This window comes from Streptomyces sp. NPDC047886, assembly GCF_043204435.1.
Taxonomy (GTDB): Bacteria; Actinomycetota; Actinomycetes; order Streptomycetales; family Streptomycetaceae; genus Streptomyces.
In genome coordinates this window covers 304,672-325,879 of record NZ_JBIDCF010000004.1, presented here as the reverse complement: position 1 = coordinate 325,879, position 21,208 = coordinate 304,672, and the positions used below count along the sequence as shown (strand labels likewise).

Annotated in this window: 20 protein-coding genes; 11 read left to right on the top strand and 9 right to left on the bottom strand. The window is 74.7% G+C overall.

Going from position 1 to position 21,208, the window contains the following annotated elements; all coding sequences use genetic code 11:
- Positions 1–32 precede the first annotated feature (32 nt).
- Together ACGF5U_RS16405 and ACGF5U_RS16400 are read left to right on the top strand one after the other, a co-directional pair.
- Positions 33–683 carry a hypothetical protein gene (locus tag ACGF5U_RS16405; RefSeq protein WP_392718458.1) on the top strand — a complete coding sequence of 217 codons (651 nt, stop codon included), beginning with the start codon at positions 33–35 and terminating at the stop codon, positions 681–683.
- A 46-nt stretch (positions 684–729) separates the two neighbouring features.
- Positions 730–1,422 carry a CBS domain-containing protein gene (locus tag ACGF5U_RS16400; protein ID WP_392718456.1) on the top strand — a complete coding sequence of 231 codons (693 nt, stop codon included), beginning with the start codon at positions 730–732 and terminating at the stop codon, positions 1,420–1,422.
- 147 nt (positions 1,423–1,569) lie between these two features.
- Here ACGF5U_RS16400 and ACGF5U_RS16395 read toward each other — a convergent pair whose 3' ends face one another.
- From ACGF5U_RS16395 to ACGF5U_RS16385, 3 genes are read right to left on the bottom strand one after another with little or no spacing between them, the layout of a single operon-like run.
- A complete protein-coding gene (locus ACGF5U_RS16395) occupies positions 1,570–4,383 on the bottom strand; it encodes an HAD-IC family P-type ATPase (protein ID WP_392818405.1) in 2,814 nt (937 codons plus the stop codon).
- A gap of 37 nt (positions 4,384–4,420) precedes the next feature.
- The gene (locus ACGF5U_RS16390) at positions 4,421–5,389 is read right to left on the bottom strand and encodes a universal stress protein (RefSeq protein ID WP_392714703.1); all 969 of its coding nucleotides are present in this window, start codon (positions 5,387–5,389) and stop codon (positions 4,421–4,423) included.
- On the bottom strand, positions 5,389–6,315 hold the full coding sequence (locus tag ACGF5U_RS16385) for a universal stress protein (RefSeq protein WP_392714702.1): 927 nt from the start codon (positions 6,313–6,315) through the stop codon (positions 5,389–5,391). Before ACGF5U_RS16385 ends, ACGF5U_RS16390 begins: the two co-directional genes overlap by 1 nt.
- Before the next feature lie 309 nt (positions 6,316–6,624).
- On the opposite strand from ACGF5U_RS16385, the gene ACGF5U_RS16380 reads away from it, so the two are divergent.
- From ACGF5U_RS16380 to ACGF5U_RS16365, 4 genes are all read left to right on the top strand, one after another.
- Entirely contained in the window at positions 6,625–7,965 is a 1,341-nt protein-coding gene (locus tag ACGF5U_RS16380; protein WP_392714726.1) for a nicotinate phosphoribosyltransferase, read from the top strand.
- A gap of 4 nt (positions 7,966–7,969) precedes the next feature.
- The gene (locus tag ACGF5U_RS16375; protein WP_392714701.1) at positions 7,970–8,677 is read left to right on the top strand and encodes a DUF4389 domain-containing protein; all 708 of its coding nucleotides are present in this window, start codon (positions 7,970–7,972) and stop codon (positions 8,675–8,677) included.
- Between the two features lie 130 nt (positions 8,678–8,807).
- Complete coding sequence (locus ACGF5U_RS16370; protein WP_392714700.1) at positions 8,808–9,857, top strand: universal stress protein; 1,050 nt, start codon at positions 8,808–8,810, stop codon at positions 9,855–9,857.
- Positions 9,858–9,879: 22 nt separating this feature from the next.
- The gene (locus ACGF5U_RS16365) at positions 9,880–10,872 is read left to right on the top strand and encodes an Acg family FMN-binding oxidoreductase (protein ID WP_392714699.1); all 993 of its coding nucleotides are present in this window, start codon (positions 9,880–9,882) and stop codon (positions 10,870–10,872) included.
- A gap of 109 nt (positions 10,873–10,981) precedes the next feature.
- Here the strand turns inward: ACGF5U_RS16365 and ACGF5U_RS16360 are convergent, their stop codons facing one another.
- From ACGF5U_RS16360 to ACGF5U_RS16350, 3 genes are all read right to left on the bottom strand, one after another.
- The gene (locus ACGF5U_RS16360) at positions 10,982–11,644 is read right to left on the bottom strand and encodes a helix-turn-helix domain-containing protein (RefSeq protein WP_392714698.1); all 663 of its coding nucleotides are present in this window, start codon (positions 11,642–11,644) and stop codon (positions 10,982–10,984) included.
- A gap of 279 nt (positions 11,645–11,923) precedes the next feature.
- Positions 11,924–12,724, bottom strand: coding sequence for a CBS domain-containing protein (locus tag ACGF5U_RS16355; RefSeq protein WP_392714697.1), 801 nt, complete (start codon positions 12,722–12,724; stop codon positions 11,924–11,926).
- Between the two features lie 16 nt (positions 12,725–12,740).
- Positions 12,741–13,619, bottom strand: a complete 879-nt coding sequence (locus ACGF5U_RS16350) for a universal stress protein (protein ID WP_392714696.1) — start codon at positions 13,617–13,619, stop codon at positions 12,741–12,743.
- A gap of 249 nt (positions 13,620–13,868) precedes the next feature.
- Between ACGF5U_RS16350 and ACGF5U_RS16345 the strand changes: the two genes are divergently transcribed.
- Both ACGF5U_RS16345 and ACGF5U_RS16340 read left to right on the top strand, forming a co-directional pair.
- On the top strand, positions 13,869–14,327 hold the full coding sequence (locus ACGF5U_RS16345; RefSeq protein WP_392714695.1) for a Crp/Fnr family transcriptional regulator: 459 nt from the start codon (positions 13,869–13,871) through the stop codon (positions 14,325–14,327).
- Between the two features lie 252 nt (positions 14,328–14,579).
- Complete coding sequence (locus ACGF5U_RS16340; RefSeq protein WP_392714694.1) at positions 14,580–15,302, top strand: CBS domain-containing protein; 723 nt, start codon at positions 14,580–14,582, stop codon at positions 15,300–15,302.
- 9 nt (positions 15,303–15,311) lie between these two features.
- On the opposite strand, the gene ACGF5U_RS16335 is transcribed toward ACGF5U_RS16340, so the two are convergent.
- A complete protein-coding gene (locus ACGF5U_RS16335) occupies positions 15,312–15,620 on the bottom strand; it encodes a DUF1876 domain-containing protein (RefSeq protein ID WP_392714693.1) in 309 nt (102 codons plus the stop codon).
- A gap of 449 nt (positions 15,621–16,069) precedes the next feature.
- Between ACGF5U_RS16335 and ACGF5U_RS16330 the strand changes: the two genes are divergently transcribed.
- Positions 16,070–16,954, top strand: coding sequence for a universal stress protein (locus tag ACGF5U_RS16330; RefSeq protein WP_392714692.1), 885 nt, complete (start codon positions 16,070–16,072; stop codon positions 16,952–16,954).
- Between the two features lie 122 nt (positions 16,955–17,076).
- Here the strand turns inward: ACGF5U_RS16330 and ACGF5U_RS16325 are convergent, their stop codons facing one another.
- On the bottom strand, positions 17,077–17,787 hold the full coding sequence (locus ACGF5U_RS16325; RefSeq protein WP_392714691.1) for a response regulator: 711 nt from the start codon (positions 17,785–17,787) through the stop codon (positions 17,077–17,079).
- Positions 17,788–18,066: 279 nt separating this feature from the next.
- Here ACGF5U_RS16325 and ACGF5U_RS16320 point away from each other — a divergent pair, with 279 nt between their 5' ends.
- Both ACGF5U_RS16320 and ACGF5U_RS16315 read left to right on the top strand, forming a co-directional pair.
- A complete protein-coding gene (locus tag ACGF5U_RS16320) occupies positions 18,067–18,423 on the top strand; it encodes an STAS domain-containing protein (RefSeq protein ID WP_392714690.1) in 357 nt (118 codons plus the stop codon).
- Positions 18,424–18,594: 171 nt separating this feature from the next.
- On the top strand, positions 18,595–19,119 hold the full coding sequence (locus ACGF5U_RS16315) for a pyridoxamine 5'-phosphate oxidase family protein (protein ID WP_392714689.1): 525 nt from the start codon (positions 18,595–18,597) through the stop codon (positions 19,117–19,119).
- Between the two features lie 270 nt (positions 19,120–19,389).
- Here ACGF5U_RS16315 and ACGF5U_RS16310 read toward each other — a convergent pair whose 3' ends face one another.
- Entirely contained in the window at positions 19,390–21,078 is a 1,689-nt protein-coding gene (locus tag ACGF5U_RS16310; RefSeq protein ID WP_392714725.1) for a GAF domain-containing protein, read from the bottom strand.
- Between the last annotated feature and the right edge of the window lie 130 nt (positions 21,079–21,208).

The window sequence follows — 21,208 nt, the reverse complement described above, 5'->3', positions numbered from 1 at the left end:
GGCCGGACAGCCGGTCGGCGGGAACGTGGGCGGTGAGGCGACCGCGAGAGGCGGTGGTGACGGTGTCCACCAAGGACCTGACCGTGTCCGGGGCCCTGCCCCCGCCCGTCTGGCGGCGGGGGTGGCGCGACCACCCGCTGCGGCGCCGCGTGGACGTCGCGGAGGCGTGGGCGCTCGTCGTCGTCCGGGCCGGTCTCGGCTCACTGACGCTCGCGGGCGGACTGTTCGCGGGCTGGTCGGTGTACGCGCACGAGAGCGGCGTCACCGACGCGTTGGAGGCGTCCCGCCGGCACGTCGACGCCGAGGTCATCGCCGACACCGGCACCGGCACCGCGCTGACCGAGGAGAACGGGCGGCCCACCCGGGTGTGGACGCCGGTCCGCTGGACCACGCCGGACGGCGGCCGGGCCGAGGGCTCGGCGCTCGTGCCCGTCGGCACGGACCGCGGCGAGCGTACGGCCGTGTGGCTCGACGAGCACGGGCGGATCACCGCACCGCCGCCGAGCCGCATGGACGCCTGGGTCGGGGCGGTGACCGTCGCCGCGACCGCCGCAGCCGTCGGGGCGGGCGCCACGCTCGCGGCCGGCGCGGCCGTGAAGGGCGCTGCCCAGCGGCGGCGCATGGCCCAGTGGGACGAGGAGTGGCGCCGGACCGGCCCTGGCGGGACGTACCCCGCCCTATGAGGCACGCACTGATAGGTACATGACGACTCGATCGAGGAGGCAGGCGATGGCCGCGTCACCGCACACCGTGAGCGACGTCATGACCCACACCGCGGTAGCGGTGGGGCGTCACGCGCCGTACAAGGAGATCGTCGCGCTGATGGAGCAGTGGAAGGTCAGCGCCCTGCCCGTGCTGGAGGGCGAGGGGCGGGTGATCGGCGTGGTGTCCGAGGCCGACCTCCTGCCCAAGGAGGAGTTCCGGACGGACGAGCCCGACGCGCCCCGCCGGTCGCTGTCCGACCTGGCCAAGGCGGGCGCCCTGTACGCGGAGGAGCTCATGTCGAGCCCCGCCGTCACCGTGCACGCGAACGCCACGGTCGCGGAGGCCGCCCGGATCATGGCCCGGCGCGGGGTGAAGCGGCTTCCGGTGGTGGACGCGGTGGGCATGCTGGAGGGCGTGGTCAGCCGGGGCGACCTGCTGAAGGTGTTCCTGCGGTCGGACGGCGACATCGCGGCGGAGATCCGGCGGAGCGTCATCCCCGACCTGCCGGCCACCGCCGCGCTGGAGGTGTCGGTGGAGGACGGCGTCGTCACGCTGGCCGGTCCGCTGCGCGACCGGGCGCTGGTACCGCTGCTGGCGCGGGCGGTCCGCGCGGTGGAGGGCGTCGTGGACATCCGCCTGGACCTGCGGAACGACGGGAACGGGAAGGGGCACGGATACGGCGACGGCGCCGGTCCCGCGCGGTACGCGGAGGTCTGACAGGCCTTCGGTCCGGCGGCCGGGGCCCGTCACCGTACACCGGTGACGGGCCCCGGCGTCTGTGACGGGCCCCGGATTCAGCGTGCCGTGCGGTCCGTGTCGCGGCTCTCGCCGCGGTCCGTGTCGCGGCTCTCGCCGCAGTCCGTGTCACGGCTCTCGTCGCGGTCCGTCGCTCTTGTCTCGGCTCTTGTCTCGGCTCTTGTCTCGGCTCTTGTCTCGGTCCGCGTCACGGCTCTTGTCGCGGCCGCCGAGCCGGGCCGCGGCGAAGCCGAGGAGCCCGACGCCGACCGCGACGGCGAGTTCCCGGGGGGCGAGTGCCGTCGTACGGAGCACCGAGCTCAGGAACGGCAGGTAGACCGCCGCGGCCGCGAGCCCCGCGGAGACGGCGACGGCCACCGGCAGGAACAGGTTCTCCCGCGTCACGAGCCGGTCGCGCAGGCCCAGGACCACACCGAGCTGCGCGGCCAGCAGGGACAGGAACAGGACGCTCTGCCAGGGCGCCCCGAGCTCCCGCGCACCGAGCCCGGCGGCGAGCGACGCCACGGTCACCACGGCCCCGAGGAGCAGGATCCGCTGCCACAGGCCGTCGCCCAGGACGTGCTGACCGGGCGGCCTCGGCGGGCGGCGCATGGCGCCCCGGGCGACGGGCTCGGCTCCCATGGCGACCCCCGTCAGACCGTGCGTCAGCAGGTTGATCCACAGGATCTGGCCGGCGCGCAGCGGCAGGGGCAGCCCGAGCAGCGGGCCGATGAGCATCACCAGGATCTCGGCCGTACCGCCGGCCAGTCCGTAGAGGAGGAACCGGCGGATGTTGTCGTAGACGCGCCGCCCCTCCTCGACGGCGGCGACGACGGTGGACAGCTCGTCGTCCGTCAGGACCAGGTCGGCGGCCTGCCTGGCCACCTCCGTGCCGCGCCGGCCCATCGCGACGCCGATGTCCGCGCGCCGCAGTGCCGGCCCGTCGTTGACACCGTCCCCGGTCATGGCGGTGACGTGGCCTCGGGCACGCCATGCCTGCACGATGTCGAGCTTCTGTTCCGGCTCGGTGCGGGCGAAGACCCGTACCAGGGTCGGGTCCGGCACGTCACCGGCGGCGAGGGCCTGGCCGGTCACGACGTCGTCGGTGGTGTGCCCCGGCTCGCTCCCGAGCCCCGTGCCGGGCTCTTTCCCGGGCTCGTCATACGGCGCGCTTCCCGGGAGCAGTCCGACACGGGTCGCGATCGCCCGCGCGGTCGCCGGGTGGTCCCCCGTGATGAGGACGGGGATGATCCCGGCGGCGCGGCAGTCGGCGAGGGTGGCGGCCGCGGCCGCCTTGGGCGGGTCGTTGAGGGCGGCCAGGCCGAGCAGACGCAGCCCCCGCTCGGCGTCGCGCGCCCGTTCCGGCGCCTCGTCGACGAGCGCCGACGCCACGGCGAGTACGCGGTACCCCTGGGCGGCGAGCCGGGCGGCCGTGGACCGGGCGTGCTCCAGGAGTCGCGGGGGCTCGGCGAGCACGGCGGGGTCGAGTACCGCTTCGGGGGCGCCCTTCAGGCAGACCAGCACCTGACCGTCCGGGGTGTGGTGGAGGGTGGTCATGCGCTTGCGGAGGCTGTCGAACGGCTCCTCGTCGGTTCGCGGGTACCTGCGGTTCAGCGCGCGGCGGTCGTCGCAGCCCGCCTTGGCGGCCGCGGTGAGCAGCGCGGCTTCGGTGGGGTCGCCGAGCGCGCCCCAGCGGGTGTCGTCCTCGGACGGCGGGCGCAGTTCCGCGTCGTTGCAGAGGGCGGCCGCGGTGAGGAGTTCGCGCAGCGGGGCGAGTTCGCCGTCAGTCGCGGGCCGTCCGCCCGTTCCGCCACCGCCCGCGTGGTCCCCGCCGGCCCGACCGCCCCCGTCGGCCCCCGGTACGACGCCGTCGTCACCGCCGGTCCCGTCGATCCGTATCTCGCCCGACGGTTCGTAGCCCGCACCGGTGAGGCGGGCGGCCACCCGGGGCGTCCACACGTGTTCGACCACCATGCGGGCCTCGGTGAGCGTGCCGGTCTTGTCGGTCGCGAGGACCGTGACGGAGCCCAGGGTCTCCACGGCGGGCAGCCTGCGGACGACGGCGTGCCGTGCGGCCATGCGGCGTGCGCCGAGGGCGAGGGCGAGGGTCACGACGGCGGGCAGGGACTCGGGCACGGCGGCCACCGCGAGGCTGATCGCGGTGACGGCCATCAGCCCCGGCGCCGTGCCGCGCAGCAGGCCCAAGGCGAAGACGATCAGGCAGAGCACCACCGTGACGAGCGCCAGGACACGGCCGAGGGCCGCGAGCCGCCGCTGGAGGGGCGTGGGCTCGGGGCGGGTCTCCATCAGGGCGGCGATCCTGCCCAGCGCGCCGGCCTTCCCGGTGGCGGTCACCGAGGCGACGCCTCGGCCGCGTACCACGACGGTTCCGGCGTGCACGCGCGCGTCGTCCGGCGTCCCGGTATGCGGCGACTTGTCGACGGGCACCGACTCCCCGGTCAGCATGGACTCGTCGACGAGCAGCGCCGACGCGTGGGTCAGCCCGGCGTCGGCGGGGACGATGTCGCCCTCCGCCAGGAGGAGCAGATCGCCGGGGACGACGGCCGCCGAGGGGATCTCGCGTTCCTCGCCGTCCCGCCGTACCCGCGCGGTGGGGGCGGACATCGCGGAGAGCGCGGCCACGGCGCGGTCGGCCCGGATCTCCTGCACCACGCCGACGGTCGTGTTCACCACGATGACCAGGGCGATCACGAGGGAGTCGGTGTGGTCGCCGATCAGGACGGTCAGGACGATGGCGCCGAGCAGCACCATGATGAGCGGGTCGCGGAGTTGGCGGCCCACGCGCGCGTAGAGGGGGATTCCGCGCTCGGCGGTGACGGCGTTGGGGCCGTACCGTTCGAGGCGGAGCGCGGCCTCCGCCTCGGTGAGTCCCGGCTCGCGAACGGCGGGCGCCGGCGTCGTGCCGGGCTGGTGGGCTACCACGTGCTCTCTCCCCCGGTCAGATCGGGCTGACGAACGGTCAGGGCTGGTCCGCCGCCGGTGCCTGAGCCGACGCCGGCGGCACCGGCACGGTGATCACGGGGCAGTGCGCCCGGTGCAGCAACCCGTGCACGACCGATCCGAGCCGCATCCCGGTGTAGCCGCCGCGCCCCCGCCGGCCGACGACGACGGCCAGCGCGCCGGATGACGCCAGCGCCAGTTCCTCCACCGGATGGCCGCGCACCACCTCGTGGGTGATCTCCACGTCCGGGTACTCCTCGGGCCGGCCGGCGAGCGCGTCGGCCAGCAGCCGCCGCCGCTCCTCCAGCGCCGGGGAGCCTTCGGCGGGCGGCTCGCGGAAGGGGACGGTGGCCCGCTGCCACACCCATACGGCGTGGACGGCGGCACCGCGCAGGGCGGCCTCCTCCAGGGCGAACGCCAGCGCGGCGCGGGACGCCTCGCTGCCGTCGACGCCGACGACCAGGTGGCCCGCGCCCGCCGCCGGGCGCTCGGGTTCGCCGACCACGACGACGGGGCAGTCGGCGCGGGCGCTGACGGGCACGGCCACGGACCCGGCGCTGAAGAACTCGGCGGCGCGGCCGAGGCGGCGCGAGCCGACCACGAGCAGCCGGGCGCGGGCGGAGCGCGCGCAGAGCACGGCGGCCGGCATGCCGTCGAGGAGTTCGGTGGTGACGGGTACGCCCGTGTGGGCGTCGCGCGCCGATGACGCGGCCTCGGCGAGCGCGCGGGCACCGGCCCGCCGCAGGGCCTCCCGGTGTGCGGGGGCGCCCGCGTGCCGCATGTCCTCCAGGGGCGGTACGGCGAGGACGAGCCGTAGCGCGAGCCCTCGCCGTGCCGCCTCGTCGGCCGCCCAGGCGAGCGCGGGGCGTGACGATCCCAGGGGGTCGACCCCGACGATCAGCTCCCCGGGCTCCCCGGGCCGCGCGGAGTGCCCGCGCGGGTCCGGCTCCGGCGCCCCGCCGGTGACCTGGCCCGTGGCGTCGGCCATCACCGCTCCTCGCCTTCGCTCCCGGTCCCCGCCGCACGCGGGAAGCCGTCGGCCGGTACCACGAGGAGCGGGCAGTGGGCGTGGTGGAGCAGCGCGTGGGTGACCCGGCCGAGTGCGGGGCCGATGCCGATGGGCCGCCGCCGGCCGCCCACGACGTACAGTTCGGCGTCCCGGCTGGCCTCGACCAGTCGACCGGCGACGGAGTGGCCGCCGACCACTTCGGTGGTGACGTCGAGGCCGGGGAACTCGTCCCGGAGGCGGTCGGCGAGTTCGACGGTGCTGTGCACGAGTTCGTGGGCGACCTCGTCGATGTCGTCGAGCATGGCGGCCCGGCCGCCGACCTGGGTGAGGGCGCTCCACACGGTGAGCAGCCGGAGCGACGCCTCGCGCACCTGTGCCTCGCGGGCGGCGTACCGGGCCCAGTCGAGGTCCTTCTCGCCGCGTACGGCCGCGATGACCGTTCCGAGGCGGGGCCGGTCGTGCTCGCCCCGTACGACGACGACGGGCACCTTGGCGCGGGCCGAGACACCGAGCCCGACGGAGCCGAGCATGAGGGCGCCGAACCCGCCGAGCCCCCGGTTGCCGACCACGATCGTGCCGTCGTCGCCGGCCGCTTCGAGCAGGCTGCCGACGGGTTCCCGGCGGCTGAACACCTTGGTCACCCGCAGGTCGGGGAAGCGCTCCTCCACCAGGGCCGCCGTGGTCACGAGCAGGTCGTGACCGGTCTCGCGGGCCCTTTCGATGGTGGCGACCGAGGCGTACAGGGCACGGCCGTCGGTGTCGGCCGCGTGGACGACGATCAGCGGCCGGCCACGGCGGTCGGCCTCCGCGGCCGCCCACAGCACCGCCGTCCGCGCGTGGTCGGAACCGTCGACGCCGACGACGACCTTTCCGAGAGCGGGACCTGCGGACGTGTCGTTGTTCATGGTTCCTCCTGAGGCGATCCTGCGGCGGGGAATCCTGAGGCGCATCTTCACGCTGGCAGCGGGCCGGGGGCGCGGCGAGGGGCCCCGGGGCTCGCCGCCGAGGCCGAAGGTCCCTGCCCTAAACCCGGCGGGCCGGTCCATGCTGGAGGAAGACGGACCATGGGAGCGACAAGCGCGATGCCGGGCATATCGCACGCACTGGACGCACGGGACGCGCTGGACGCACCCGGTGCGATCGAGGCACTGAACGCGGTGAACGCACTGGATCTACGGGATATCGGATATGTCGACTGTGCCGGACGCGATGCCATGTCTGATGTGACGACCACGGACCTGTACGAGGTCACGATGGCCATGTCGTACCTCCGGGAGGGCATGACCGAGCCGGCCACGTTCGGCCTCTTCGTCCGCGACCTGCCTGCCGAGCGGGGCTTCCTGGTCTCGGCGGGGCTGGAGTCCGCCCTGGACTACCTGGCGGGGTTCCGGGTCGGGCCGGCGGACGTCCGGCGGTTCGCCACCGCGCTGGGCAGGCCGGCGGCCGATCTGGAGCCGCTGCTCGGCCTCCGGTTCGACGGGGAGGTGCGGGCCGTTCCCGAAGGGCGTGTCGTCCATGCCGGGGAGCCGTTGCTGGAGGTGACGGCACCGCTGCCGCAGGCCCAGCTCGTGGAGACGTTCCTGCTCAACCGGATCAGCCATCAGACGACGGTCGCGTCGAAGGCCGCGCGGTGTGTGCTGGCCGCGTCGGGGCACCCCGTCGTGGACTTCTCGCTGCGCCGTACGCACGGGCCCGAGGCGGGTTTCCACGCGGCCAGGACGGGCATCCTGGTGGGCTTCGCCGGTACCAGCAACGTGGCCGCGGCGACCCGCCTCGCCGCTCCGGCGTCCGGCACGATGGCGCACTCGTACGTCGAGGCGTTCCCGGACGAGGAGACCGCGTTCCGGGCGTTCGCCCGTGCGCACCCCGGTCCCGTGACCTTCCTGGTCGACACGTACGACACCGAGGCGGGGGTGGCGACGGCCGCCCGGGTCCTGCGGGACATCGGGCGGGCGGAGGGCTGCGCGATCCGCCTCGACAGCGGTGACCTGGGAGCGCTGGCCGTGCGGGCGCGGGCGCTGCTGGACGCGGCCGGGCTGCCCGGCGTCCGGATCATCGCCAGCGGCGGCCTCGACGAGTACGGCGTGGACGCGCTGGTGCGCGCCGGGGCGCCGATCGACGTGTACGCCGTCGGCACCCGGGTCGGCACGTCGGCGGACGCGCCGTATCTGGACTCGGCCTACAAGCTCGTGGAGTACGCGGGACGCCCGGTGATGAAGCTGTCGGCGGCGAAGGCGACCGCGCCCGGCCGCAAGCAGGTCTTCCGCACGCCGGGCGAACCGGATGTGATCGCGCTCTGGGACGAGCCCCGGCCCGACGGCGCCGAGCCGCTGCTGCGGACCGTGATGCGCGGCGGACGCCGCACCGGCCCGCCCGACGACCTCGCGGTCGCGCACCGGCGGTTCCGCGCGGACGTGGCGGCGCTCCCCGCGCCGGCGCGCCGCGTCCGGAACCCGGAGCCGCTCACGCCCACCGTCTCGCCGCGGCTCGCGGCGCTGACGGACTCGGTCCGCCGGCGTCTCCTGGACGCGGTGGCCCCGCAGGGAAGGAGCTGACCCCATGACGCATCCGTCCGGCGCCCGGCCCCCGGGCCCTCCCCCGCCCGGCCCGCCGCACGCGGGACCGCCCCCCGGCTACGCGCCGGTACGGGTGGAGGCCGTGCTGGACAGCCCCCTGTCGCGCTGGCTGTGGCTGGTGAAGTGGATCCTGGTGATCCCGCACGTCGTGGTCCTGTCCTTCCTCTGGGTCGGGTTCGTCCTGGTGAGCGTGGTCGCGTTCGTCGCGATCCTCTTCACCGAGCGTTACCCGCGCCCGCTGTTCGACTTCAACGCCGGTGTGCTGCGCTGGTCGTGGCGGGTGTCGTACTACGCGTACGGCGGTCTGGGCACCGACCGCTATCCGCCGTTCAGCCTCGGCGACGAGCCGGACTATCCGGCGCGGCTGGTCATCGCGTACCCGGAGCGGCTGTCCAGGGGTCTGGTCCTGGTGAAGTGGTGGCTGTTCGCCATCCCCCACTACATCGTCATCGCGTTCTTCACGGGCGGGCTGCGGGCCGGGGTGTGGATGGGCGGGCTGATCACCGTGCTGGCGATCATCGCCGCCGTCGTCCTCGCCTTCACCGAGAAGTACCCGAAGGACCTGCACGATCTCGTCGTCGGGCTGAACCGCTGGACGCTGCGCGTCGCGGTGTACGCCGGGCTGATGACGGACGAGTATCCGCCGTTCCGGCTGGACATGGGCGCCGCCGATCCGGGCGGCCCCCGGTGACCGGGGCAGGGGCCGTTCGGTCCTTACGGGACCCGCACGGCCCCTGCCACGCTCGCCGGTCGCCGGAAACGATGGTTCCGTGTTCCCTGACCGGCGTTCGGTGACGGACGCCGCCGAGGAGGTGCCGGCCATGGCAGGCGATGTGACCGTCGGCGTCGACGGCTCGCCCGAGAGCCTCGCGGCCGCCGACTGGGGTGCCGACGAGGCCGCGTTGCGCGGTGCCCGGCTGCGGCTGGTGCACGTGCGGGAGTGGCCCGCGACGCCGGAGGTCCCGCTCACCTACACGGACGTCCAGGAGCACCACGAGGAGGAGCTGCTGCGCACCGCCGCCGGACGGGCCAGGAGCCGCCATCCGGGGCTGGCCGTCGCGACCCGGACGCCGACCGGCCGGGCGGCCGCCGCGCTGGCCCTTGAGGTCACGGGCCCGATGGGCCGGGACGAGGCGGAGGAGCCGGACGGGGCGGGCGGGCGGACCGCTGCGAGCGCACCCGTCCAAGCGGGCGGGCCGGCCGAGGCGGAGCGGGCGGACGAAGCGGGCGGGTCGGCCGAGGCTGAGCTGTCGGACGAGGCGCGGCGCCGGGACGAGGCGAAGGGGACGGAGCTGCTGGTCCTGGGCTCGCGGGGCCTCGGCGGGATCCTCGGGTTCCTGATCGGCTCGGTCGGGCTGTCCGTCGTCGCCGCCGCCGAGCGGCCCGTGGTCCTGGTACGGGCGCCGGAGCCGGGCGGGGTGGACGTCCGCCGGACTTTCGACACCTACGGCGAGGTCGTGCTCGGCGTGGACATCTTCCACCCCTGCGAGGAGCTGCTCGCCTTCGGGTTCCAGGAGGCCGAGCGCCGCGCCTGCACCCTCCGAGTCGTGCACTGCTGGTCCCTGCCCGCCGTCTACGGCTACGCGTCCGTGTTCGACCCGGACATCGGCCGGGAGGTCGAGCGGGAGATGGCGGGCACCCTGGGCGACCTGCTGGTGCCGTGGCGGCAGCGGTACCCGTCGGTGCGCGTCGCCGAGCGGACGGTGAACGGCTCGGCGGGCGCGGAGCTGATACACGCGGCAGCCGGCGCGGACCTGGTGGTCGTCGGCCGCCGCCGCGCCCGGCTGCCGGTCGGCCCGCACATCGGCCATGTCACGCACGCGGTGATCCATCACTGTGCCGCGCCCGTCGCCGTGGTCCCCCACGACTAGGCCAGATCGGACGGAGGCTGCCATGCCCTCTCGTACGCTCGACGTGGCGACCGTGACGTCCCTCGTCGCGGACGCCGTCACCGCTCCCTCCATGCACAACGCCCAGCCCTGGCTGTTCCGTCACGTGCGGGGCAGCGACACGCTGCGGCTGCGGATGGACCCGGCCCGCACGATGCCGCGCGCCGACCCGACGCACCGCGGCCTGTACGTCGGCTGCGCCGCCGCGCTGTTCAACCTGCGGGTGGCGGCCGCGCACGGCGGCTGGGCGACGGATGTCGCGTCGCTGCCCGACCCGGCCGACCCGGAGCTGCTCGCCGAGGTGCGGTTCACCGGCGACGGGGCACCGGACGAGGCGCTGGCCGCGCTGTATCCGGCGCTGCGCAGGCGCCGTACGAACCGGTCGCCGTTCAGCGACGAACCCGTACCGGATGAGATCAGGGACGAGCTCGGCGGCGCGGCGCTCGCCGAGGGCGCGCGGCTGGTGTTCCTCGGGTCGTGGCAGACGTCGGCCGTCCTGGAGCTGGTGCGCGACGCCGAGTACGCGGAGGCGCTCGCCCCCGAGCTGCAGCGGGAGATCGCCCACTGGACCCGAGGTGACGACGACGCGTCACGGGCGGAGGGCATCCCGGCGTACGCGTTCGGGCCGCACCAGTACAACGGGCACGCGCCCGTACGGGACTTCGCGGCCCACGCGCCGCTGGCGGGCCGCCCGGCGGCCACGTTCGAGCGGGAGCCGTGCCTGGCGGTGCTCGGGACGCGTGAGGACCGTCCCGTGGACTGGCTGACGGCCGGGCAGGCGATGGAACGCGTCCTGCTCCAGGCCACGCTGGACGGGCTGTCGACCACGCTGAACTCGCACGCCCTGGAGTGGCCCGAGCTGCGCTGGGCGGCACGCGACCCGCTGACCTCCATGGGCCATGTCCAGATGCTGATCCGGTTCGGGTACGGCCCCGAGGTCCCGGCGACGCCGCGCAGGCCGGTGTCCGAGGTGCTGGACGTGAGCGACGGCGGGTGACCGGGCCGCGGGTGACCGGTCGGCGGGTGACCGGGCCGCAGGTGACCGGGCCGCGGGTGACCGGTCGGCGCCGCGCCCATGACGCCTCAGGCCCGGTGCCGCCGGCGCCTCAGGCCCGGTGCCTGACCAAGATCCGGCGCCCTGTCACCCGGTGGGGTGACACGGCCACCCACAGGTTCCGGTCGCCGCCGGCCCAGGGAGCGGTGTACGCCCTCGCGTCCAGGTCCCGTACGCCGTCCGGGTCGGTGACCGTGCGGGCCACGCCGACGAGCAGGACGCTCCACCCCTGGCTGGACGCCTCGTCGATGTGGTCCACCTCGAACGCGACCTCCTCGTCCGCCGCCTTGGCCGGCACGGAGTCCGGTGACGTACGGAACGCCACCTCTCCGCCCGCGACCAGGTAGTTGACGGGCAGGATCGCGGGGCCCTCGTGCGTGGTGACGGCGATGCGGCCCACTCCGTGCGTACCCAGCAGGTGCCAGCACTGCTCGGGACCGAGCTCCACCAGCTCCGGGTGCATCGCCGCGTGCCCGACACCGGGCGGCAGGTCGTCGCCGCCGCCGGTCAGGGCCACGACGGTGGTCTCCAGAGCGTCGGCGAGGCGCAGCAGGAAGCCCATACCGGGGGTGGCGGTCTGCTCCTCCAGGTACTGGATGTACCCGGGCGCCGAGCCGGCCCGCAGGGCGACTTCCTCCCGGGACAGCCCGAGCTGTTCCCGCCGCGCGGCCACGCGGCGGCCGATGTCACCCTTCAGGTGCTCGGGTTCGGACATGGCGCACCGTCCCTTCGTCGCTGGGTCCTGGGTGCCGCGGCTGCGGGGCGGACAGTTGGCACGTTAACCAGCCCGCCTCTCCCCCGCACACGCGCACGGCCGTCCGGATGGCGGATCCTCCGCGCCGCACGCGGACGGCTCGCCCTCGTCGCGAGCGGCGCCGCGCCGGACCGCGCGGCAGGCGCGGCGGATGCGGATCGGCGGATCGGCCTCGTCGACGCGGTGTGCGTCTGCCGCGCAGGGGGCCGGGTCGGGGCGGAGACCCACACCCGCACCCGCTCACCGCCGTTCGACGGCCGGCGCGGGACTGGTCAGGGGCGCCGGTGCTGGTGGTGCCGGTTCCGGTTCCGGTTCCGGTTCCGGTTCCGGTGCCATGGTCCGCCCCGGGGCCGCCGACCGGAGCGGGGCCGCCGCCGGGGCTGCTGGTGCCGCCTGCGGGGCTGTGAGCTCGCAGTGGACGGCCACCACCCCCTCGACCGCCCGGGTGAGGCGCTCGGCGACCGGGATCAGCGCCGCGTCACGGACCGGGCCGCTGAGCGTGACCCTGCCCTGGGCCACGTCGACGCGGATGTCGCGGTGGGACACGGCGAACAGCGGGTCGATCACCTCGCGGCGCACCTGGGCCGCGAGGTCCCGGTCCGGCCGCAGGAAGACCTTCAGCAGGTCGGCGCGGCTCACGATGCCCCGGAGCACGCCGTCCTCGTCGACCACGGGCAGCCGCTTGACGCGGTGCCTGGCCATCAGGCCCGCCGCCTCCGACAGCGTGGCGCCGGGGCGCACGGTGACCGGGGGGCTGGACATGGCCTCCCGGGCGGTGACCGCTCCCGCCTTGGCGTAGTCCGGCAACCGCAGCCGCTGGGCCAGCATGGTGGGAACCTCGTCGCGGAGCTCCTCCTTGGGCAGCAGATCGGCCTCGGACACCACACCGACGACGCGCCCCTCGCCCTCCAGGACGGGCACGCCGGTGACGTTCCAGCGCCGCATCGCGGCCACGATCTCCTTGAACCGGGCGTCCGGGCCGACGGCGACGACGGTCCGGGTCATCACCTCGGCCACGGTGCAGGGCGCAGGTCCGATCATCACCACGTCCGTCCCTTCACAGATCGTGCGGTACGACGGCGACCGGGCAGGCCGCGTGGTGCAGCGCGGTGTGCGCGCCCCTGCCCAGTTGCAGGCCGACGAGGCCCTGGCGCCGGCGGGCGCCGACGACCAGCAGGTCGGCGGTGGCCGACCTGGCCACCAGGACCTTTCCGACCGACCCCTCGGGGGTGGCGCGCCGTACCCGGACGTCCGGGTGGGCGCGTACGGCGATGTCGAGCGCCTTGTCGAGGACGGCCCTGGCCCGCTCCTCCTCGTGGCGGCGGGCCGGTTCCCCGCCGAACAGCACGTGGTCGGCGGCGTCGAGCACCGGGCTGCGCCAGGCGCGCACGACGTCCAGGACGCAGTCCCGCGCCTCCGCCTCGCGGAACGCGAACCGCACCGCGGTCGAGTCGACGTCCGCGTCGCCGACGCCCAGCAGCACCCGCCCGTGCGTCCCGGCGACGCTCGCCTCGTCGCCGCGTACGACGATCACGGGGCAGGCGGCGCGGGCCGCCACGGACAGGCTCACGGAGCCGAGCAGCAGCGCGGCCATCCCGCCGCGTCCGCGCGCCCCCGTGACCAGGGCCCTGGCGAGCCTGCCCTCACGCAGGAGGGCGCCCACGGTGTCCTCGGGCAGGATGTCGCACTCGATGGCGAGGTCGGGGGCGCGCCGCCTGGCACGCTCCTCGGCGGCCGTCAGGATCCGCTCCACGAGGACGCGTTCGTCGGGGCGCCGCACTCCCTCGGCGACCGAGGGGCCCTCGTACCGCTCCCACAGGGACGCGTGCACGAGGCGCAGCGGCAGCCCGAGACGCACGGCCTCGTCCGTGGCCCAGTCGGTCGCCCGGAGGCTGGGCTCGGAGCCGTCCACGCCCACGACCAGGGGTGGCTCCATCTCCGCACCACCTTTCAGCGATGTGCTGGGTACGCTCGAATTCACGGTCGCACCGAACGGGACGTCGACGGAAGGGCCGGTAGGTCCCCCGGGCGTGCCCCGCGCGGCCCCTGCGGCCCGGTGCCACGGCGGCCGACGCTGGTGGCCCGGGCGAGGACCGCTGCCCGCCCGCGTGCGCGGGACGGCGCGGTGCCGCGCCCTGCGCCGGTGCGGCCGTCGAGCGGCCGGCGCGGTTGACGAGGAGGCCACATGAAGACCACAGCGCCGAAGGTGAACGCTCTGCCCGTGCCGCACAGGGAGCGGCTGATGAGTTTGGCGAGAGAGGTGGCCTTCCAGCCGGGCCACCGGCTCTTCGACGAGCACCAGCCCGCCGATCGCTTCTGGGTCGTCAGGACCGGCGCGGTGACGCTCGACGCCCAGGTGCCGGGGCATCGCGCCGCCGTCATCGAGATGCTGGGCCATGGCGAACTGGTGGGGCTGTCCTGGATGTTTGCGCCGTACGAGTGGGAACTCGGTGCGGAGGCGATGAGCCTGGTGCGGGCATACGAGTTCGACGCGTCGACGGTCCGCGCGCTGTGCGAGTCGGACCCGAGGTTCGGGGTGGCCGTGACGCAGTGGGTGGGGCAGATCCTGTCCCACCGTCTGCAGGCGACACGGACCCGGCTGCTGGACCTGTACGCGCCGCACGCGAACGCGCCCCGGGTCTGAACCGGGGCGGAGACGACGGGGCCGCAGCCGAGGAGGCCCAGGAGGAGAAGGCCGAAGAGGAGAAGAGAGAGAATTGCGGAAAGGGCTGTCCCGCTTCTCGCGGATCCTGATCGCGTGGTGCGCGGCCCGAAAGCCGCTTCGCCTCGCCCTTGTGAGGCCCTTTCCGCACTTCCATCGAAGCACCCCGCTTCTGCGGTCACCAGGGCCGAACGGCCCGGTTGACCGACGCGGATCCGAGAGGACGACCGGACGATGAGGAACCGCACCGTTGCCGACCTGATGACGCCGGAGGCGATCACCGTACGGCCCGGCACGCCGTTCAAGGAGATCGCACGGCTGCTGGACGAGTACGGCATCAGCGCCGTGCCGGTGGTCGACGAGGACCAGCGGCCGGTGGGCGTGGTGTCGGAGGCGGATCTGCTGCGGCGGCGGGCCGCGCGCGGTGACTCCGCCGACGCGGCGGGGCTGATGTCGAGCCCGGCCGTCGTGGCCCAGCCGGGGTGGAGCGCGGTGCGGGCGGCCCGGGTGATGGAGAGGAAGCACATCAAACGGCTGCCGGTGGTGGACGCGTCCGGCCGGCTCATCGGTGTGCTGAGCAGAAGCGACCTGCTCCAGCTCTTCCTTCGCCGGGACCGGGCGATCCAGGAGGAGATCATCGAGGACGTGCTGACGGTGACGCTCGGCCTGTCGCCGTCGGCGCTCACCGTCGACGTGGCCGACGGGCGCGTGACGCTGAGCGGCACGCTGGAGCACCGGAGCCAGGTGCCGGTACTGGTGCGGTTGTGCGAGACCGTCGACGGGGTCGTGGGCGTGGACGACCGGCTCACGTACCTGCATGACGACACCGAGGTGCCACGCGCCGCGGTGCCGTCCTCCCCCGCCGCGCGCTCCCCGTCCGCCGCGCCCGTCGCGCATGTCACGCCCGGTGCCGACGCGCCGCCGCCCGGGCGGACGGACCTCCCGGGCGGCGGCTGAGCGGTGTGGTCAGGCTCCCGGAGGAGCGGACCATCCGTATGCGCGTTCCTCCTCCTCGCGGCCGCTCGACATGCCCGCTCCGGACTCGCCGATGTCCTTGTAGGCCATGCGCATGAGCTGCCGGGCGAGATCGCTCATCGCGCGGCTCGCCGCCAGTTCGTCGCCGATGATGGGGACGTCCGGGTCCTCCGGGTTGCGGCGTGCGTTGCCGTGGCCGGTGAGCCGCGCGGTGCCGGTGTCCAGGACCGCCCGCGCCTCGGTGGTCCCCTCGTCTTCCAGCATCTCCATGTTGATCTTCCACTCCAGCGTCCTGGTCATGGTGGCCTCCTCGACCGTGTCGGACGGCGGTCGGACCGATGTGCGCGTCGGCCCTGATTACAGGATCCACCCGCCGGGTGCGGTGCGATACGGGGCGGAAGCGCCATGGACCCGACGGGGTGTCCGGGTACCACGATCGGGCCGTACCAGCCTTCCGGCGAGGGGCCGTCGGTCCCGGCGGCCGACCGGGATGCCCCGTGGTCGTCGGCGGCGGCCGGGCGGGCCGGGCTGTGATGCCCGTGCGGCGGGACACCGTTCGGCGGTGCCCGCGTGTTTGTGGCCCAACGGGCGGGGAAGTCGGGTCTACCGGCCCTCTGCCCTCCTACGCCGGTGCGTCGATGCTGAGGGGGCGGCGGACCGGCCGAGGACCGGCCCCGTGATTCCGTGTGCCGACGAAAGCCTTACGAACGCCGACGAACGCCACGAACGCCTACGAACAAGGGAGCCCCATGACTCGCCGGATCGCTGTTGGTGTGGACGGATCCCCGGAGAGCCTGGCGGCGGCCGGCTGGGCCGCCGCCGAGGCGTCGCGCCGCGGTCTGGCGCTGCGCCTGGTGCACGCCTGGCTGTGGCAGCCGCTGGACGTACCGCTCGCCCAGGACAGGGAGACGCAGGCCCGCCGGGCGCAAGGGGTCCTGGACGAGGCGACGGCGGAGGTGTCGGGCCGTTTCCCGGCGCTGACGGTCTCCTCCGACGTGGTGTCCGACACCCCGGTCCCCGCGCTGCTCGCCGCGGCGAAGGACGCCGAGATGCTGGTGCTCGGCTCGCGCGGCCACGGCGCCCTCGTCGGGTTCCTGCTCGGCTCGTACGGGCAGCAGGTCATCGCCGCGACGGAGCGGCCCGTGGTCGCGGTCCGGGCCGAGCGGCCCGCCGACCGGGAGCGGGCGCCGGAGCCCGGGGCGGGTGAGATCGTCGTCGGCCAGCAGGGCGGCCGGGAGGACAGCGAGGCCGTGCTGCGGTTCGCGTTCGAGGCGGCGGCGGCGCGGGGCGCCACCGTACGGGCGGTTCGCGCCTGGAGCCTGCCGCCGCTCTACGCCTACAGCCCCGGGTCGATGCGGCTCGCCGACGAGGCGGGCGGCCTGGAGCCGTTCGAGCGGAAGGCGCTGGAGGAGGCGCTCGCCCCGTGGCGACAGCGCTTCCCCGATGTGCCGGTGGTCGAGCACGTCGAGATCGGCAGCGGCGGGCAGGTCCTGCTGTCGGCGCTGTCCCGCGCCGAGCTGCTCGTGGTGGGCCGCCGGGTGCGCCGCGCGCCGATCGGCGCGCGGATCGGGTCGGTCGCGCACGCGGCGCTGCACCACGCGCCCTGCCCGGTCGCGGTGGTCCCGCACGGCTGAGAACGACGAGAAGGCGACAGGACGCAGGAGACCGGACGAAGGAGAGGAGGGGGCGGGGCCACCGGCCCCGCCCCCTCCTCTCCGCTGGTCGCTCGTCGGCGTGTCTCGTCGCGCTTCGACCGTCAGTGCCGCGGCTGCTGGCCGCCGCCTTCGTTCTGCGTGCCCAGCGCCTGGGTCGCGATCACGGCGGCCTGCACACGGCGCTCCACACCGAGCTTGGCCAGGAGCCGCGAGATGTTGTTCTTCACGGTCTTCTCGGCCAGGTACAGCCGCTTGCCGATCTCCCGGTTGGTGAGGCCCTCGCCGACGAGCGCGAGGATCTCCCGCTCGCGGTCGGTGAGCCCGGGGAGCCCCTGCTGCTGCTCCTCCTGCTTGCCGCCGCCCCTGAGCCGGGCCATGACGCGTGCCGTGGCGCCGGGGTCCAGCATGGACTGGCCCGAGGCGACGGTCCGCACGGCGTTCACCAGGTCGGTGCCGGTGATCTGCTTCAGGACATAGCCGGAGGCACCGGCCATGATCGCGTCGAGTAGTGCTTCCTCGTCGTCGAAGGACGTGAGCATCAGACAGGCGAGGTCGGGCATGCGGGAGCGCAGCTCCCGGCACACGCTGACGCCGTCGCCGTCCGGCAGTCGCACGTCGAGCACCGCCACCTGCGGGCGCAGCGCGGGAACGCGCACCAGTGCCTGTTCGACGGTGGCCGCCTCGCCGACCACGGTGAGGTCGGGTTCGGCGTCCAGCAGGTCGTGCACGCCGCGACGGACCACTTCGTGGTCGTCGAGGAGGAAGACACTGACCGGGGCCTTCGCACCGGGGTCAGTACCGCTGTCCGTCATCACTCACTCCGTATCCGTGGATCGGCCCACGTTCGCGGGCACCAGGGACATCCTGCCTCGGCACAGAGGCGAACGGACAGGGCCGGACGGCCCTATGTGCGCCGGGTGGGCGCACCGCGCTCCGGGGGCGTGCGCCGCAGGGGACCTTCGGCCCGTCGCCGGGGGCCTGCGGACCTGCCGTACGCCGTTCCCCGCTGGTGGAATCGGGCGACGCCACCGGTCGCCGCCCGGACCGGTCCGGCGGAGTACTCGCGCTGTACGCACCCGGGGAGACATCCGATGCGCACGACTCCGATCGCCTTGACGGAACAGCGGCTGGACGATGTCACGGTGACGGTCGCGCTGTCCGGGGAGCTGGACTACGACACGGCGGGCCGTATCGGCCCCACGCTGGAACGGCTGGTCGAGGACCGGCTGGTACTGGGCCGTCCGGCCGGCGGCCGGGAGGGGGAGCTGCTGCTGAACATGTCCGGCATCACCTTCTGCGACAGTTCGGGCGTCGAGCTGCTGCTGCGCCTGCAGCGGCGCTGCGCCGAGGCCGGTGCCCGGCTGCGGCTGTGCCAGGTGCCGCGACGGCCGGGGCGGGTGATCCGTACGCTCGGGGTGCACCGCTCCGTGCCGTGCTCCTTCACCTGAGCGGTGGCGGCGGGTCCGAACGGTGGTGGCGGGTTCGGCTGACCGGCGGTGGCGGGGAACAAATCCTCCGGAGTGGCGGGGAACAGGTCCTCCGGAAAGGACCGTTCGGCCCTGTCGCGGGCGGCCGCCGCCCGGGGACCCTTGCTGTGGGCAGAGCAAAGGGTGTGAATCATGAACGACAAGGCCGCGCGGCAGCCGGTGGAGCTTCGCCACCGGGACGCGGCTCCCCGCCGGATGACGCAGTTGAGCCGCGGCGAGGCGCTGCGGCTGCTCGGCTCCGTGTCCCTGGGACGGATCGTGTTCACGCAGCAGGCCCTGCCGGCGATCCGGCCGGTCAACCACGTCATGGACGGCGAGGACATCGTCGTGCGGCTGCACGACGGGGCGACGCTCGCGTCGATCGCGGCGCCCTCGGGCGCGCCGGGCATCGTCGTGGCGTACGAGGCGGACATCATCGACCCGGAGACGCACCTCGGCTGGAGCGTCGTCGTCACCGGGTACGCGCGGCTGGTCTCCGACCCGGTCGAGCTCGACCGGTATGAGCGGGAGCTCCAGCCGTGGGTGGCGCAGTCGATGAAGCACGCGCTGCGGATCCAGCCGGATCTGGTGACCGGCTTCCAGCTGGTGACGGAGCCGGCGGCGGCCACGAACGGCTCGACGCCCGGCGCGGGCCACGGCCCCGCCGCGCGCGTCTGACCGCCACGGCCCGGTCCGGTGCCGCTCCCGGGCCCGATGTCCACGGACCGGCCGGCCCGCACGCGGACCCGCCGGGCGATCCGGCTCCGGGCTCGCGCCCGGCCGCTCGCCGTATCGAGCCGCCGGTCGGGCGGCGACCCCTCGGCGCCCCACCGGGCGTTACCGAACCACACCCCTGGGGCGGTCGCCCGACCGGCCGTGTCACCGCTCACCGACCGGTCTCGGGTGGCGCCGGACGCCGCCCTCCCCCGCCGTGGACGAACGGCGGCGTTACGGGCGGGTCAGCGGGGCGCGCCAGACGAGGCGGCTGCCGCCGTCCTCGGGGGCCTGGATCTCCATGGTGCCGCCCATGCTCCGCGCGCGTTCCGCGAGGTTGTTCAGGCCGCTGCGGCGCCCTTCGGCGGGGATGCCGCGGCCGTTGTCCGTGACGGTGAGCACGACGTCCTTCGTGGTGGCCTGGACGCTCACCTCCACGCGGGTCGCGTGCGCGTGCCGGGCCGCGTTGCTGAGCATCTCGCTGAGCGCCGCCATCACGTGGTCGGCGATCTCCGGCACCACGTCGGTGTCGAGCAGGCCCTCCATGCTGAGCCTCGGCGGGAAGCCGAGCGTGCCGGCGGCCTCGCCGACGGCGCGGGCGATCCTGGCCCGCAGGCTGGGCCCGGCCTGCTCGTCCCGGGTGCGGAGCCCGAAGATCGTCGAGCGGATGATCTTGATGGTCTCGTCGAGGTCGCCGACCGCCCGCGAGACCCGCTCGGCGGCACCGGGGTTCTCCACGAGCCGGGCCGCGCTCTGCAGGGTCATACCGGTCGCGAAGAGCCGCTGGATGGCGAGGTCGTGCAGGTCCCTGGCGATGCGGTCGCGGTCCTCCAGCAGGGTGAGCTGCTCGGCGTCCCGCCGGCGCTCGGCGAGTTCCAGGGCGAGGGCCGCCTGACCGGCGAAGGCCAGCAGCGGATCAAGTTCGTTCTCGGAGAAGACGGGCTCGTCCTCGGAGCGGGCCAGCAGCAGCACGCCGCGGGTGCCCTCGGCGCTCGTGCCGAGCGGCACGGCCACGGCGGGGCCGAGGCCTTCGAAGCGCCGGGGTCCCGCGTTGTAGCGGTCGTCCTTCGGCAGGTCGTGGGAGGTGACCGGGGTGCCCGCGCGGTAGGCGGCGCCCGAGATGGTGCCGTCCATCGGGACGACGAGGCCCTGGCGTACGTCGTGCTCGGCGCCGATGGCGAGCTCGACGACGAGGTCGTCCGTGCCGGGCACGGGCACCGTCACGTCGGCGAGCCGGGCGCCGATGATCTCGCGGGCGCGGCGGGCGATGAGCCCGAGGACGTCCAGGCGGGAGCTGCCCGACAGCAGCGTGTTGGTGACCTCGGCGTTGGCCTGGAGCCAGCGCTGCTGGCGCTTGGAGTTCTCGTACAGGCGGGCGTTGTCGATGGCGACGCCCGCCGCGACGGAGAGCGTGGAGATGACGCTCTCGTCCTCGGCGTCGAACTCGTGGCCGCCGCGCTTGTCGGTCAGGTAGAGGTTGCCGAATACCTCGTCGCGGACGCGGATCGGTACGCCGAGGAAGGTGTGCATCGGCGGATGGTGCGCGGGGAAGCCGTACGACGACGGGTGCGCGCCGATCTCCTTGATGCGCAGCGGCTCCGGGTGGCGGATGATCTCGCCGAGCAGGCCGTGGCCTGCCGGGAAGGGGCCGATGCGGGCGATCTGGTCGTCCGTGAGCCCGTGCGTCAGGAACCGGGACAGCGTGCGGCCGTCCGGGCCGATGACGCCGAGCGCCGCGTACTGGGCGTCCACCAGCAGCGCGGCCGCCTCCACGATGCGCCGCAGCACCTGGGTGAGGTCGAGTTCGCGGCCGACCGAGACGACGGCCTCCAGCAGGCTGTGCACCCGGTCACGCGTGCCGCGGGCCGCGTTGATACGCGCCTGCAGCTCCTCCAGCAGTTCGTCCAGCCGCATCTGAGGCATCCGCGACAACGGCTTCTCCGAGTCCACCCGGCGCCCCTCCTCGATCACTCACTCGCAGTACTCCCCGGTCAGGGTATCCGCATGTGCGCCCATACGAGGGCGCGCGTACGCCGGGGCCGAACGTCCCGGG

Bases quoted from the DNA above. Each gene is read 5' to 3' on its own strand.
- ACGF5U_RS16385 (WP_392714702.1), bottom strand. From the start codon at position 6,315: ATGAACAACGACACGTCCGCAGGTCCCGCTCTCGGAAAGGTCGTCGTC.
- ACGF5U_RS16370 (WP_392714700.1), top strand. From the start codon at position 8,808: ATGGCAGGCGATGTGACCGTCGGCGTCGACGGCTCGCCCGAGAGCCTC.
- ACGF5U_RS16320 (WP_392714690.1), top strand. From the start codon at position 18,067: ATGCGCACGACTCCGATCGCCTTGACGGAACAGCGGCTGGACGATGTC.
- ACGF5U_RS16365 (WP_392714699.1), top strand. From the start codon at position 9,880: ATGCCCTCTCGTACGCTCGACGTGGCGACCGTGACGTCCCTCGTCGCG.
- ACGF5U_RS16380 (WP_392714726.1), top strand. From the start codon at position 6,625: ATGTCTGATGTGACGACCACGGACCTGTACGAGGTCACGATGGCCATG.
- ACGF5U_RS16340 (WP_392714694.1), top strand. From the start codon at position 14,580: ATGAGGAACCGCACCGTTGCCGACCTGATGACGCCGGAGGCGATCACC.
- ACGF5U_RS16355 (WP_392714697.1), bottom strand. From the start codon at position 12,724: ATGATCGGACCTGCGCCCTGCACCGTGGCCGAGGTGATGACCCGGACC.
- ACGF5U_RS16325 (WP_392714691.1), bottom strand. From the start codon at position 17,787: ATGACGGACAGCGGTACTGACCCCGGTGCGAAGGCCCCGGTCAGTGTC.
- ACGF5U_RS16350 (WP_392714696.1), bottom strand. From the start codon at position 13,619: ATGGAGCCACCCCTGGTCGTGGGCGTGGACGGCTCCGAGCCCAGCCTC.
- ACGF5U_RS16310 (WP_392714725.1), bottom strand. From the start codon at position 21,078: ATGCCTCAGATGCGGCTGGACGAACTGCTGGAGGAGCTGCAGGCGCGT.
- ACGF5U_RS16390 (WP_392714703.1), bottom strand. From the start codon at position 5,389: ATGGCCGACGCCACGGGCCAGGTCACCGGCGGGGCGCCGGAGCCGGAC.
- ACGF5U_RS16315 (WP_392714689.1), top strand. From the start codon at position 18,595: ATGAACGACAAGGCCGCGCGGCAGCCGGTGGAGCTTCGCCACCGGGAC.
- ACGF5U_RS16345 (WP_392714695.1), top strand. From the start codon at position 13,869: ATGAAGACCACAGCGCCGAAGGTGAACGCTCTGCCCGTGCCGCACAGG.
- ACGF5U_RS16335 (WP_392714693.1), bottom strand. From the start codon at position 15,620: ATGACCAGGACGCTGGAGTGGAAGATCAACATGGAGATGCTGGAAGAC.
- ACGF5U_RS16360 (WP_392714698.1), bottom strand. From the start codon at position 11,644: ATGTCCGAACCCGAGCACCTGAAGGGTGACATCGGCCGCCGCGTGGCC.
- ACGF5U_RS16375 (WP_392714701.1), top strand. From the start codon at position 7,970: ATGACGCATCCGTCCGGCGCCCGGCCCCCGGGCCCTCCCCCGCCCGGC.
- ACGF5U_RS16330 (WP_392714692.1), top strand. From the start codon at position 16,070: ATGACTCGCCGGATCGCTGTTGGTGTGGACGGATCCCCGGAGAGCCTG.
- ACGF5U_RS16400 (WP_392718456.1), top strand. From the start codon at position 730: ATGGCCGCGTCACCGCACACCGTGAGCGACGTCATGACCCACACCGCG.